This is a genomic window from Microbispora bryophytorum (genome assembly GCF_043197435.1).
GTDB lineage: Bacteria > Actinomycetota > Actinomycetes > Streptosporangiales > Streptosporangiaceae > Microbispora > Microbispora bryophytorum.
On record NZ_JBICTF010000005.1, the window covers coordinates 409,895 to 422,922 of the forward strand.

Consider the following 13,028-nt stretch of genomic DNA (forward strand, 5'->3'; position numbering starts at 1 on the left):
GGGCTCATTGCGGCTGGCTCACTTGGCCGGTTCGAGGGCCTCCTTGCCGTACACGGTCAGGTCACCGTCGCCGCCGCCCGATGCGGGCTGCTCCGGCGTACGGCGCATGCGCTCCTTCAGGCGCTCCACCATCGTGTAGAGGGTCGGCACCAGCACCAGCGTGAGCAGCGTTGAAGAGATCAGGCCGCCGATCACGACGATGGCCAGCGGCTGGGAGATGAACCCGCCCGAACCGGTCACGCCCAGCGCCATCGGGGTGAGCGCGCAGATCGTCGCGATCGCGGTCATCAGGATCGGGCGAAGCCGTCGCCGGCCGCCCTCCATGACCGCCTCGACCACGCCCAGCCCCTTCTCGCGATACTGGTTGATCAGGTCGATCAGCACGATCGCGTTGGTGACGACGATGCCGATCAGCATCAGCATGCCGATCAGCGCGGGCACGCCGAGCGCCGTGTCGGTGGCCAGCAGCAGCCCGATCGCGCCGGTCGCCGCGAACGGGATCGACACCAGCAGGATCAGCGGCTGCATCAGGCTGCGGAACGTCGCCACCATGATCATGAAGACGATCGCCACCGCGAGCAGCATGGCCAGCCCCAGGTCGGCGAACGCGTCCTGCTGCTGGGAACTCGCACCGCCGATCTTGTACGTCACCCCGGCCGGCAGCGTCAGCGTCTTCAGCGTGTCGGTGACCTTCGTGGTGATCGCACCGAGGTCGGACGCCTCGGCGGTGCCCGACACCGTCGCGGTGCGGTCGCCGTCCTGGCGGGTGATCTGGGTCGGCCCGTCGGCCTGCACCACGTCGGCGACGTCGCCCAGCTTCACCATGCCCGTCGCCGTCGGAATCGCGAGCTTCCTGATCGCCGCGATGTCCTCGGGCGCATCACCGCCGGCGCGCAGGATCACGTCGCTGGAGCGGCCGTCGACGTCGATCGAGCCGACCGGCGCGCCGCGGAACGCCTGCGCGACCAGCTGCCCGATCCCGGCCTCGGTCAGGCCCCGGGCGGCGGCCTTCTCCCGGTCCACGTGCACCTCGACCCTCGGGACGCTGTCTTCGAGGTTGGAGGCGACGTCCCGCAGCCCGCCGATCCCGGCCATGGCGTCGCGCACCGTGGTGGCGGCCGTCTTCAGCGCGGCCTGGTCCGAGCCCTGCACGATGACCTGCACCTGGTTGGAGTTGAACCCGCCGCCGCCGCTGCCGCCGACCGTGATGTCGCCGATTCCCGTCAGGCCCTTCAGCCTGTCTCGCAGCCGGTCCTCCAGTGCGGAGGTCTCCACGCCCTGCTTCAGCGTGATGGAGAACGACGCGTGGTCCGAGCCGCCGCCCACCCCGCCGAGGAAGCGGTTCCCGCCGCCGACCGTCACCTGGTAGGACTCCACGCCGCCGTCGGCCGCCAGCACCGTCTCGACCTTCTTGGCCGCCGCGTCGGTGGTCGCCAGGTCGGTCCCGGCCGGCATCCGCTGGCTGATCTGCGTGGTGTCGTTGCCCGAGTTGTCGAGGAAGTTCGTCTTGAGGTTGGGCGCCAGCGCCATCGTGGCGGCGAACACCACCACCCCGATCAGCAGCGTGACCAGCCGCCGCCGCGTCGCGAACCGCAGCACCGGCAGATAGACCCGCTGCAGCGGGCTGCGCAGCTCCTTGCGCTCGGCGTCCTCGCGCACGGCCTGCGCCTCCTGCGGCGTGAGCGCCGGCGCCTTGAGGAACCAGTAGGCCAGCACCGGGATGACGGTCAGCGCCACCAGCAGCGACGCCAGCAACGCCACGGTCACCGTGATCGCGAACGGGCTGAACAGCTGCCCCACCATCCCGCCGACGAAGGCGATCGGCAGGAACACCGCGACCGTCGTGAGCGTCGAGGCGGTCACCGCGCCGGACACCTCGCGCACCGCGCCGAGGATCGCCCGCCGCTTCTCCTCGCCGTAGGCGAGATGGCGCTTGATGTTCTCCAGCACCACGATCGAGTCGTCGACCACCCGGCCCACGGCGATCGTCAGCGCCCCCAGCGTCAGCAGGTTCAGCGAGTAGTCGCCGATCCACAGCGCGATCAGCGCGATCACCACCGACAGCGGGATCGACACGGCCGTGACCAGGGTCGAGCGGACCGACAGCAGGAACACCAGGATCACGAGCACGGCGAACGCCAGGCCCAGCAGACCCTCGGTGGTGAGGTCCTCGATGGACCGCTCGACGTACGGCGCCTGGTCGAACACCACGGTCAGCTCGGCGCTGTCGCCGAGGGCGCGGGTCAGGTCCGGCAGGGCGTCGTTCACGTCGTGGGAGATCTGCACGGCGTTGCCGTCGGGCACCATCGTGATCGACACGCCGAGGCTCGGGGTGCCGTTGGTGCGAGTGAGCGTGGTCGCGGAGGTGTCCTCGACCTTGATGTCGGCCACGTCACTGAGCTTGACCGGCTTCGGCCGGGCCACGGGGGTCCGCGGCTGCGCCGCGCCCTGCCCAGCGGCCTGAGCACCCTGCCCGGCGGTCTGTCCTGTGGCCTGTCCTGCGCTCGCGCCGCCGCGCGCTCCGGCCGCGGCGCCCTGGCCCGCTGTCGTACCTTGGCCCGCGGCGGGGACGGCGGGGGCGAGGTAGAGGTTCTCGAGGTCCTTGACCGTACGCACCGGGTCGCCGATCTGCACGGTCAGCGACTTGCCGTCCTCGCTGAGCGTGCCGGCGGGGATGGACACCCCGTTGGCGCGCAGCAGGTCGGGGATGGCCGCGGCCGACAGCCCCCGCGCGGCGAGCCTGCCCTGGTCGGGGGTGATGACGACCTGTTCCTCACGGGCGCCGCTGACCGCGACGTCCCGGACTCCCTCGATCGACTGCAGCTCCGGCACCATGATCTTCTCGATCTTGTCGGCCATGGCGTGCTGGTCGCCGCCGTCGCCCACCGCGAGCGCCATCACCGGGATGTCGTCGGTGCTGCCCGCGACCACCTGCGGATCGACGTCGGCCGGAAGCTGCGTCTTGATCCGGCTCACGGCCTGCTGCATCTTCGCGATCATCTGGTCGATGTCGGTGCCGTAGTCATAGGCCACCTGCACCTGGGCCATCCCCTCACGCGAGGTGGAGGTGATGTCGGTGACGCCGGCGATACCCTGGAACGCGCTCTCGATCGGTTTGGTGACCTGCTCCTCCACGATCTCAGGAGCGGCACCCGGATAACTCGCCACCGTGAACGCCGCCGGGAACTCCAGCGACGGGAAAAGCTGTTGCTTCAGCGAGGGGATCGCGAACAAGCCGAGACCCGCGAGCACCAGGGTGATCATGATCACGAGAGTGCGGTTGGCAAGGCTCAGCCTGGCCAAGGAGGTCATCCGAGCTCCTGACATCGGGGGAAAGTATTTGCCCAAGCCTAACACTTCGCCTTGTCCGAACATTCCGCTGTCGTATTAACGGCTGGTAACCTCTTGACCCGAGAGGTGACAGTGAACGACAGCCCAGCCGAGTGCCGCGCCACAGCCGGCGCGGCGGCCGCCCCCCGCCCGCAGAAAGACCCCGCCACCCTCAGGGAGGCCGGGGAGGACCCCGAGCGCGGGTGCCTCATCGCCCACCTCGCGGAGCTACAGCGCAGCGTAGGCCGCTTCTTCGCCCGCGACCGCTCGATGCCGCTGCTGGCCTCCACGCTCACCATGCAGCAACTCAAGGTCGTCATGTTCCTGTCGTTCGCCGGGCCCGCCTCCGGACAGGAACTCGCCCGCCACCTCGGCGTCGGCCTGGCCACCGTCACCGGCATCGTCGACCGCGTGGTCGCCCAGGGCCTGGCAGGCCGTCACGAAGACCCCCACGACCGCCGCGTACGCCGCGTCGAGCTCACCGAGGCCGGACGGCGACTCACCAGCGAGATCATCGAAGCCGGCACCGGCGGCTACATCCGCCTCCTGCGGCGCCTCGACACCGAGACCCTGCGCACCATGGAGACGGTGATGCGCAAGATCGAGGACGTGATGCGCGAGATTCACGCCGAAGACGCCGAAGACGCCTGACCCGCCTGCCCGACCCGTCCGCCGGGCCCGCCCCGGCCTGCTGCTAGCTTCCGGCGATATGCCGATCTACATCGAGGAACTCTTCTCCCTCACCGGCCGGGTCGCCCTGGTCACCGGAGGCAGCTCCGGCATCGGATACGCCGTCGCCGAGGCACTCGGACGCGCCGGGGCGGCCGTGGTCCTGGTCGCCCGGCGGCGCAAGGAACTCGCCGAGGCCGTCGGCAGGCTCCACGGCCACGGCGTGCGCGCGGCCGCGATCAGCGCCGACCTCGGCGACCGCGCCGACGTCGCCCGCGTGTGCGAGGAGGCGGAGGACTTCTTCGGCGACATCGACATCCTCGTCAACGACGCCGCCAACAACATCCGAAAGCCCATGGCCGAGCTGACCGTCGACGACTACGACCAGACCATCGCCGTCAACCTCACCGCGCCGTTCCTGCTCGGGCAGCACTTCGGCCCGCGCATGGCCGGCCGGGGCCGGGGGCGGATCATCAACATCGGCTCCCAGCAGTCGATCAGCGCCTTCGGCGACAGCGGCGCCTACGGTGCGTCCAAGGCCGCCGTCTGCGGCCTGACCCGCTCGCAGGCCGAGGCGTGGTCGGCACACGGGGTCACCAGCAACACGATCATTCCCGGCTTCATCCTGACCCCGCTGACCGCGGCCGCCCAAGCCGTCCCCGGACGGGTGGAGCAACTGGCCGCCCGGTCCATGAGCGGGCGCAACGGCGTCCCCGGCGACTTCCGCGGCGTGGCCGTCTTCCTCGCCTCCGACGCCTCGTCGTACGTCACCGGCCAGGCCATCTGCGTCGACGGCGGCTTCAGCGTCCACTAGCGGCGGCGCCGCTCGTCCGCGACCCGGCGGCCCCACCCGACAGCGCGGTCGAGCGTGTCCGGCTGATCCGGCGGTCGTACGTCGCGACACCACCGCGCCGATCGGTCCACCTGCGGGTTTCCGGCGCCATGGACGACAGCTGATCACCGCTTGGCCTCGCGCCGCAGCTACGGAGTTCCGGGCCCGGGTATGAGGGGCACGTCCCGGCTGGAACCGGACGAGCGACAGCGAACCCCGGGGCAGGAACAGGAAGGCGCACACCGAGATGTCCCGCTCCCGCGCGCGCGACCCGCGCGACACCAAGGTCCCCGCGTTGGGCCTCTCGTTCCGGCGGCTGGCCATGGCCGCGCTCGTGATCGCCGGGGCGGGAATAGCGGTCGCGCAGCCCGCGATCGCCCGCCTCGCCCCGCATCACCCGCGCGAGGGGCTCACCGCCCTCCGCAACCCCCGCCCGGGCGGAGACGGCCAGATGATCAGAAGAGGGCGCGCGGGCGGCGGTCAGACCATCAAAGGAGGGCGTGCGGGCGGCGGTCAGGGGCAGTCCGGCGCGGGCCGCTTCAATCAGAACCTGACCGGTGTCGTCAGCCCCACCTTCGTCCAGGGGAAGGCGCAGCAGGCCGTCACCGACCACGGCGTGTTCGAGGTGCAGTCCGCCTTCTGCGGATCCCAGCCGGACAACTGCTGGGTCGGGCAGAACCTGCCGGCCCGCCACGGGTCGTGACGCAACGGGACCACAACCGCGAGAGGCCTTCGGCGAGCACCCCCGGCTCGCCGCGGTCCGGGGCCCGCCGTCCGGGGCCGCTCCCCCGCGCCGCCTGACGCCTGCGGCGCCAGCCCTCACCCTGGCAGAACGGCCATCGACTCGGCGGAGAGCGTGACCTCGACGGTGATGTACGGGTTGTCCAGCCGCGGGAGCTGAAGCCCGCGCGTGAACTCGTCCGCATCGTCCGGCATCACCTTCGGCTGAACGACGACCTTGATGTGGCCGGTCTCGTCATCCGGGCGGGCCGTCATCGTGGCCACCTCGGAACGGGATCGGAGCCAGGAGACGACCGTGTCCTGGGCCCGCCGGAGCTCCGCGGCCGAGAATCCCTTGCCCCCGATCAGGGTGACTTCCAAGGGGAGGGTCCTGGCCAGCTCGATCGCGCGAGCCGGGATGGGACCCTTGAAGCCGACGCGCAGCCCCCGCTGGTCGTCGACGTACCCGACGCCGGAGATCTCGTCGGGGAACTCCGCGTTGAGTTGATCGATCCACCCGGGTCGCGTACCGCTTGACCAGCTCCTCCAGGGGCCGGCCCGACGACGCCGCCTCTCGCTCGAGCCCCTCCAGAGTGGGCCGGTGCACTGTGGGCTGATCGGCCCGGGACAACACGATCGTCTCGGTCCCGGCCGCAGCGGACATCGGACCAGCACCAGACTGGCCGCAGGCGCACAACGACACGAGCACCGCGACGACGGCCAAGCGCGATCTCTTCATACCTGAGGGACGCGCCACCGGCGTGGACGGTTCATCCAGTCACCCCGTCCAGTAAGGCGAAGCCCGTTCGTCAGAGTGCGCCTCCCGGGACGGTTCCGCTGATCACCGCTGGCCTGCACGTGGACGGGGCCGGTCACGGCATCACGACGAGTCGCCTGCCTTTGAGGTCGGTTCGCTGCCAGGCGGTCTCGATGTCGCTCAGCGGGACCTTCTCCATGTCGAAGGTGAGCTCGCCGGACCGCGTCCACGTCACAATCCGCTGGTACGCCTCCTCCATGGTCCGCGGGTCGAGCCCCTTGGCCGCGCCGTAGATCTCCACGCCCGAAGTACGCAGGCTCGACGCGGCGAGGGTGAGTTCGGCGCCGGCCGACTCGCCGATCTGGACCACGCGGGTCGGCTTGCCAAACGCGAACGACCGCGGCACCAGCGCGCGCAGCAGGATCTCGCTGGGCCTGCCCCACAGGTAGTCGAGGACGACGTCGTAGCCGTCCCCCCTGGCGTCGAGGTAGGCCTGCGCCAGCGCCTCGTCGGAGACCGCGGTGTTGATCACCGCGTCGGCCCCGATGGCCTGCACCTCGCGCAACTGGTCGTCGTCACGGCCGGTGGCGACGATCCGGCCGGCGCCCAGCAGCCGGGCCACCTTGACCGCGAGCCGCCCGGCAACCCCGGTGGCGCCCAGCACCAGCACCGTCTCCCCGGGAACGAACCCCGCGGCCGCCTTCATCGACATCGCGGTGACCGCCGAGGCCATCACGCTCGCCACGGCCGGGTCGACGCCCTCGGGGATCGGCACGTAGGAGCCCTGGGGCACCACGGTCTTCTCGGCGAGCGCGCCGTAGGGCAGGCGGATGCCGCCGAACCCGACGAGCGTGCCGTCCGGGAGGGCGCCGACGCCGTCGAAGGCAGGGATCACCGGGAACCGGCCGATGTACTTCTCACTGGCATAGTGCGTGCCGGCCGCGATCGCCTTGTCGACGTTCTCGACGGCGACCGCCTTGACGTCGATGATCACCTCTCCGTCGGCGGCCACCGGATCGGGGAAGTCCTCATAGCGCGGGATGCCGCCGGCCTCGTGAAGCACGGCTGCCTTCATCCCAGTTCCTGTCCGAACAGGCGGGCGATCCGCGTCTGCCACGCGGTCAGGACGCGAGGCGGACGGGCCGGAGAGTGGTTGAACCCGTGATGGTGCGAGCGGCGGTGCGGACGGTGGTGCGTGAGGGAGTCCTGCCACCCCTGAGCGTGGCGGGCCTGGCCCTGATGCCCGGCCGAGTGCCCGGCCAGCTGCCCGGCGTGCGCGGGAACACCTGGAATGCGGTGGGTCGCGCGGTGCAGCAGGTCGCGGAGCGAGTGCCGGTGTCTCATCGTTGCCTCCTCTGGCACGCGTTTCTCTATCACCGATAGGGAACCCTATCACTGCTAGAGTGCGCAAGGGAGGTGCCGGAATTGGCTCTGGACAAGCGGCGGATCGTCACCGAGGCGGTCGCGCTACTGGACGCGGAAGGCCTCGACGGCGTGACCACGCGCAGACTGGCCGCCCGGCTCGGCGTACAGTCGCCGACCCTTTACTGGCACTTCCCGAACAAGGCCGCGCTGGTCACCGCGATCGCCGAGGCGATTCTCGAGCAGCAGTTCCCCGAGCTGGAGCCGCCCGCGCCGGAGGAGCGCTGGCACGAATGGCTGATCGGCCTGGCCGGGCGGCTGCGCCGCGCGCTGCTGGCCCACCCGGACGGAGCCCGGATCATCGCGGTCTCCCAGCTGTCCCTCAAGATGGCCGCCATCTCCGAACTGGCGATGAGCACACTGGTCGGGCGGGGCATCGCCCTGCGGCAGGCTCGCCTGATCGTGTTGACGGTGCTGCGCTTCACCATCGGCTACGTCCTGGAGGAACAGGCCGGCCGCCCCGACGCCGACGCCCTCGACGGCTTCGACATGGCCGCGTACGCCGCGGCGTACCCCACCGTGATGGCCGGCGTGACCGAGTACTTCAAGCCCGGCCGCACCGTCGACGATCTGTTCCGCGACTGCCTGGAACAGATCATCCATAGTCCTGCGGCGCAGTCCGGCCCCACATCCTGACCACCCGGCCCGGCACGCTGCGGCGTTCCGCGTGAAAGTTGCACGACCCGCCTAACTCCGCCGCAGCTCAGGGCCCCTCCGGGGGCCTTCCGCTTGACCGTTTCAGTACGTCCTGATCACGATCGCACGGGCAAGATCCTCCAGAAAAGGGACGTAATGAGCACCCTGCGCATCGCCAGGCCGGCCATCGCACTCCTCACGGGCGCAGCGGTGGCCGCCCAGGTCCTCACCGGCGTACCCGCCGCGACCGCCGACACCGCGCCCGTCAACGTCACCGTCAACACCCGCGCGGGCCTGGCCGCCGCGTCCGACACCGCCGTCGGCACCAACCACGCGATCTGGGACAGCAACCTCGGCACGAACGAGACCGCCGACCTCCTCAAGGCCGCCGGCGTGAAGATGCTGCGCTACCCGGGTGGGTCGTACAGCGACATCTACCACTGGAAGACCCACACCGCGCCCGGCGGCTACGTCGCCCCCGACACCGACTTCGACACCTTCATCAGCGGAGCCAAGCGCACCGGCGCCCAGCCGATCGTCATCGCCAACTACGGCACCGGCACCGCCCAGGAGGCCGCCGACTGGGTCGAGTACGCCAACGTCACCAAGAAGTACGGCGTGAAGTACTGGGAGATCGGCAACGAGAACTACGGCAACGGCCACTACGGCGCCGACTGGGAGGCCGACGACCACGCCGACAAGAGCCCGGCCGAGTACGCCAGGAACCTCGTGCAGTACTCCGACGCCATGAAGGCCGTCGACCCCACCATCAAGATCGGTGCGGTGCTCACCACCCCCGCCAACTGGCCCGACGGCATCGTCGCCGCCGGCGACCAGGCCACCTGGAACGACACCGTCCTGTCGATCGCCGCCTCGAAGATCGACTTCGTCATCCTGCACTGGTATCCCCCGTACAACGACGTGGCCGACGTCCTCACCAAGACCGCCCACATCCCCGACATGATCTACATGGTCCGCAAGCAGATCGCCAAGCATGCCGGCGCCCGCGCCGGCGACATCGGCATCGCGGTCACCGAGATCAACAGCGGGATCGCGCCGAACACCCAGCCCGGCGCACTGTTCGCCGCCGACGCCTACGCCGGTTTCATGGAACAGGGCGTGTTCACCGTCGACTGGTGGAACGTCCACAACGGCGCCGGCACCATCAGCACCGTCGCCGGCCACACCGACTACGGCGACTTCGGCATGCTGTCCAGCGGCACCTGCTCGGGCGACACCTGCGAACCCCCGCTCAACACGCCCTTCGCCCCCTACCACGCGCTCACCATGGTCAGCGCGTTCGCCCGCCCCGGCGACCGGTTCGTCCGCGCGGCCACCGACGAGCCGCTGGTCGTCGCGCACGCCGCCCGCCGCCCCAACGGCGACCTCGCCGTCCTGCTGATCAACCGCGACCCGGACGGCGAACACCAGGTGGAGATCGGCTACGCCGGGTTCACCCCCGCCGCCGAGGCGCCCACCGTGCAGACCCTCACCAACGGCGCCACCTCGGTCAGCACCGGCCACGCCGGCACCGCCACCACCCAGACCCTCCCGCCGTACTCGCTGACCACGCTGGTGCTGCACCCGGCCACCACCACCACGGGCGCCCCCGCGGCCCCCGGACAGCCCACCGCGAGCGGCGTCACCGACAAGACCGCCACCATCTCCTGGCCCACAGCCGCCCCCGGCGCGAGCCCCGTCGCCAAGTACGAGATCCACCGCCAGAACGGCGCCGTCACCGAACAACTCGGCGAGACCCCCGGCACCTCCTTCACGGTCCGCAACCTCGTCCCCGGCACCCGCTACACGGTCAACGTCATCGCCCGCGACACCGCCGGCCGCGTCTCCTGGGCCTCCGCGCCGCTCACCTTCACCACCGGCACCCCCGACGAGAGCTCCTGCGCGGTACGCCTGACGGACACCAGCGACTGGGGCAACGGGTTCGTCGCCACCGTGGACGTCACCAACACCGGAACGGCCGCCGTCGACGGCTGGACGCTCCACTTCATCTGGCCCACCGGATGGCAGACCGTCAGCAGCGGATGGAGCGCCAACTGGACGCAGAACGGGACCGCGGTGAACGTCACCAGCACCCCGGACAACGGCAAGCTCGCACCCGGCGCGAGCACCTCCATCGGCTTCGTCGGCGCCTACAGCGGCCCCAACATCCTGCCGACCGCCTTCACCCTGAACGGCACCCTCTGCACCGCCCAATGAGCCGGCCCAATGAGCCGCACTCGATGATCCCCGGGTTGACCTGGAGCGCGCCGCGACTCCCCCGCGTGGCGCGCGGCTCGTAACGCCGGCCCGCCGACCGGCCGCCGACCGGCACCGCCGCCGTCAGCCGGCGCGTTCGACAACGTTCGCGCCGGCCACGGAGTACCGTTCGCGGATCGCCGGCACGGCGTCCGCCTCGTGCACCTCAACCTGCCCGAGCGTCCACGGCGGCGGACGCCGCCCGCCCGACATGACGCGACCGTGAGGCAGCCGGTCCGCGGCCCGTCGGCTTGCCGGCCGGGAGAACGACGGCGGGGATGACCGCGGCGACGGCGATGCCGGCCGCCCACCAGAACGCGCCCTGGAATGCGCCGGTGGCGCTCTGGCCGAGGAGCGACTGCAGGACGACGGCCACGATCGCCGTGCCGAACGAGGCGCCCACCTGCTGGACGATGCGGGTGTTCATGGTGGCGTGCGGGATGCCCGCCGGTTGGATGTCCTGGTAGGCGATGGACATCGGCGGGATCAGCACCGCCCCGATCCCCAGACCGCGAACCAGCAGCACGGCTCCCAGCCACCACAGGCTCGTGTCCGGCCCGGCGAGCGCGAACGGGACGGTGGCGACGGCGGCGAGCAGGAAGCCGGCGATCGTCACGGCTCGCGCCCCGAACCGGTCGACCACCCTGCCGATCAGGAAGCGCGAGGCGAGCGCGCCCACGCCCTGCGGGATCATCAGCAGCCCGGCGTCCAGCACGCTGTCGCCCCGCAGCTGCTGGTAGTACAGCGGCAGCAGGAACATGCCCGCGTACATCGCCGCGCCGGCGGTGAACAGGACCGCGGACGCGCTGCCGAGCGAGCGCACGCGCAGCAGCCGCACGTCGACGATCGGCTCGCGCTCGCCGGGCCGGGAGGCCCAGGCGATGAACGCGCCCAGCAGGACGACCCCGGCCGACAGCGGCACCAGCACCCCGGCGTGGCCGATCCCGCCATGCTCCGACAGCTGCGAGAGGCCGAGCAGGATCCCCGTCAGCGCCGGCGCGAGCAGCACCAGGCCGATCCAGTCCAGGCGCCCGCGCCCGGCGGAGGAGCCGGGACGGTCGGCGGGCAGGAACCGCCACGCCAGCAGCAGCCCGGCGGCGATCACCGGCACGTTGACGAGGAACAGCCAGCGCCAGTTCAGCCAGTTGAGGATCACGCCGCCGATCACCGGGCCGAGGATCGGACCAAGCGCGATCGGCAGGCTGACGGCCGCCATCAGCCGGCTGCTGACACGTCCGCCCGCGGCTCTCACCGCGAGCGTCTGCATCAGCGGGAAGATCAGCCCGGCCGAGAAGCCCTGCAGCGCCCGGAACCCGATCAAGCCGGCGTCGTTCCACGCCGCCGCGCACAGCACCGAGGCGAGCATGAACAGCACCAGCGCGGCCATCCACGCCCGCCTGCCGCCCCAGCGGCGTTCCGCCCACCCGGTGACCGGGATCGCGACGGCCATCGCCAGCAGGAAACCGGTGGTGACCCACTGGATCGTGTCGGCGGTCGAGTGCAGCTTCACCGCGAGCGTGTGGATCGCCAGCGTGACCATCGTCGAGTCGAGGATCGCCGCGATCCCGCCCACGATCAGCGCGGTCAGCGCGTTCTTCACCTGCGGCGACAGCTTCGCCTCGGTGGTCTCTGTCATCGCCCCGCCCTCACATTAAGAGTGGAATCCATCTCTTATGAGAGTAGGGTGCCTTTGCTAGGGAATGCAAACCTTCCTTATGATGGGGTCGTGACCACATCTGGCACCGAGCCCTCTCGCCAGCGCCGACGCGGGCCCGAGCTTGTGGCCGCGTTGCTGGACGCGGCCTGGGACGAGCTGGTCGAGGCCGGCTTCGCGAAGCTGACCATGGAGTCCGTCGCGTCCCGGGCCGGCACCGGTATCGCCGTGCTCTACCGCCGCTGGGCCAACAAGGACCAGCTCGTGCTCGCCGCGCTGGAGCACTATCGCAACAGCCACCCGGTCGACCTCCCCGACACCGGCACACTGCGCGGCGACCTCCTCGCCGCGCTGACCGGCATGGGCGAGGCACGCGCCGGCTTCTCCGCCATCGCCGCAGCCACCGCCTTCTCGGGGCTGCTGGCCGACACCGGGCTCACCCCCACCCAGGTGCGCGACAGGATCATCGGCGACCAGCGGCTTCCACGCGTTCGGGCCATCTACCAGCGTGCCCATGACCGCGGCGAGATCGACCTGGAACGGATCCCTCCCGCGGTGCTCGCCATGCCGTTCGACCTGGTGCGCCACGACCTGCTCATGGACCTCGAGCCCCTGAAGCCCGCCCGCATCCGATCGATCGTCGACGAGCTCTTCCTGCCCCTCGTTCTCAGCCACCACTATGGGCCGGGTCAGGCGGGAGCCGTCTGACCGCACCGCCACCTCACTCCGCGGCCCACAGGAGTCGGCGCATG

Annotated in this window: 11 protein-coding genes; 6 read left to right on the plus strand and 5 right to left on the minus strand. The window is 70.9% G+C overall.

The window, feature by feature from the left end:
* Positions 1 to 18: 18 nt before the first annotated feature.
* Positions 19 to 3,312: an efflux RND transporter permease subunit gene (locus ACGFIB_RS19375; protein WP_393373583.1), complete on the minus strand. Its 3,294-nt coding sequence runs from the start codon at positions 3,310 to 3,312 to the stop codon at positions 19 to 21.
* A gap of 111 nt (positions 3,313 to 3,423) precedes the next feature.
* On the opposite strand from ACGFIB_RS19375, the gene ACGFIB_RS19380 reads away from it, so the two are divergent.
* The 3 genes from ACGFIB_RS19380 (at position 3,424) to ACGFIB_RS19390 (ending at position 5,534) form a co-directional block, all read left to right on the plus strand.
* Entirely contained in the window at positions 3,424 to 3,981 is a 558-nt protein-coding gene (locus ACGFIB_RS19380; RefSeq protein ID WP_357260266.1) for a MarR family winged helix-turn-helix transcriptional regulator, read from the plus strand.
* 58 nt (positions 3,982 to 4,039) lie between these two features.
* Positions 4,040 to 4,813 carry an SDR family NAD(P)-dependent oxidoreductase gene (locus ACGFIB_RS19385; RefSeq protein ID WP_142570967.1) on the plus strand — a complete coding sequence of 258 codons (774 nt, stop codon included), beginning with the start codon at positions 4,040 to 4,042 and terminating at the stop codon, positions 4,811 to 4,813.
* Positions 4,814 to 5,078: 265 nt separating this feature from the next.
* Positions 5,079 to 5,534 carry a hypothetical protein gene (locus tag ACGFIB_RS19390; protein ID WP_393373588.1) on the plus strand — a complete coding sequence of 152 codons (456 nt, stop codon included), beginning with the start codon at positions 5,079 to 5,081 and terminating at the stop codon, positions 5,532 to 5,534.
* Between the two features lie 116 nt (positions 5,535 to 5,650).
* On the opposite strand, the gene ACGFIB_RS19395 is transcribed toward ACGFIB_RS19390, so the two are convergent.
* The 3 genes from ACGFIB_RS19395 to ACGFIB_RS19405 form a co-directional block, all read right to left on the minus strand.
* Entirely contained in the window at positions 5,651 to 5,932 is a 282-nt protein-coding gene (locus ACGFIB_RS19395; protein WP_393373591.1) for a hypothetical protein, read from the minus strand.
* Positions 5,933 to 6,423: 491 nt separating this feature from the next.
* The gene (locus ACGFIB_RS19400) at positions 6,424 to 7,383 is read right to left on the minus strand and encodes a quinone oxidoreductase family protein (RefSeq protein ID WP_357260257.1); all 960 of its coding nucleotides are present in this window, start codon (positions 7,381 to 7,383) and stop codon (positions 6,424 to 6,426) included.
* Complete coding sequence (locus ACGFIB_RS19405; protein WP_393373594.1) at positions 7,380 to 7,652, minus strand: hypothetical protein; 273 nt, start codon at positions 7,650 to 7,652, stop codon at positions 7,380 to 7,382. Before ACGFIB_RS19405 ends, ACGFIB_RS19400 begins: the two co-directional genes overlap by 4 nt.
* A gap of 81 nt (positions 7,653 to 7,733) precedes the next feature.
* Between ACGFIB_RS19405 and ACGFIB_RS19410 the strand changes: the two genes are divergently transcribed.
* A complete protein-coding gene (locus tag ACGFIB_RS19410) occupies positions 7,734 to 8,366 on the plus strand; it encodes a TetR family transcriptional regulator (protein ID WP_393373596.1) in 633 nt (210 codons plus the stop codon).
* 156 nt (positions 8,367 to 8,522) lie between these two features.
* Positions 8,523 to 10,583 carry a cellulose binding domain-containing protein gene (locus ACGFIB_RS19415; RefSeq protein WP_393373599.1) on the plus strand — a complete coding sequence of 687 codons (2,061 nt, stop codon included), beginning with the start codon at positions 8,523 to 8,525 and terminating at the stop codon, positions 10,581 to 10,583.
* A gap of 205 nt (positions 10,584 to 10,788) precedes the next feature.
* Here the strand turns inward: ACGFIB_RS19415 and ACGFIB_RS19420 are convergent, their stop codons facing one another.
* A complete protein-coding gene (locus ACGFIB_RS19420) occupies positions 10,789 to 12,258 on the minus strand; it encodes an MDR family MFS transporter (protein ID WP_393373602.1) in 1,470 nt (489 codons plus the stop codon).
* Between the two features lie 90 nt (positions 12,259 to 12,348).
* On the opposite strand from ACGFIB_RS19420, the gene ACGFIB_RS19425 reads away from it, so the two are divergent.
* On the plus strand, positions 12,349 to 12,984 hold the full coding sequence (locus ACGFIB_RS19425) for a TetR/AcrR family transcriptional regulator (RefSeq protein ID WP_357243185.1): 636 nt from the start codon (positions 12,349 to 12,351) through the stop codon (positions 12,982 to 12,984).
* The last annotated feature ends 44 nt before the right edge of the window (positions 12,985 to 13,028 follow it).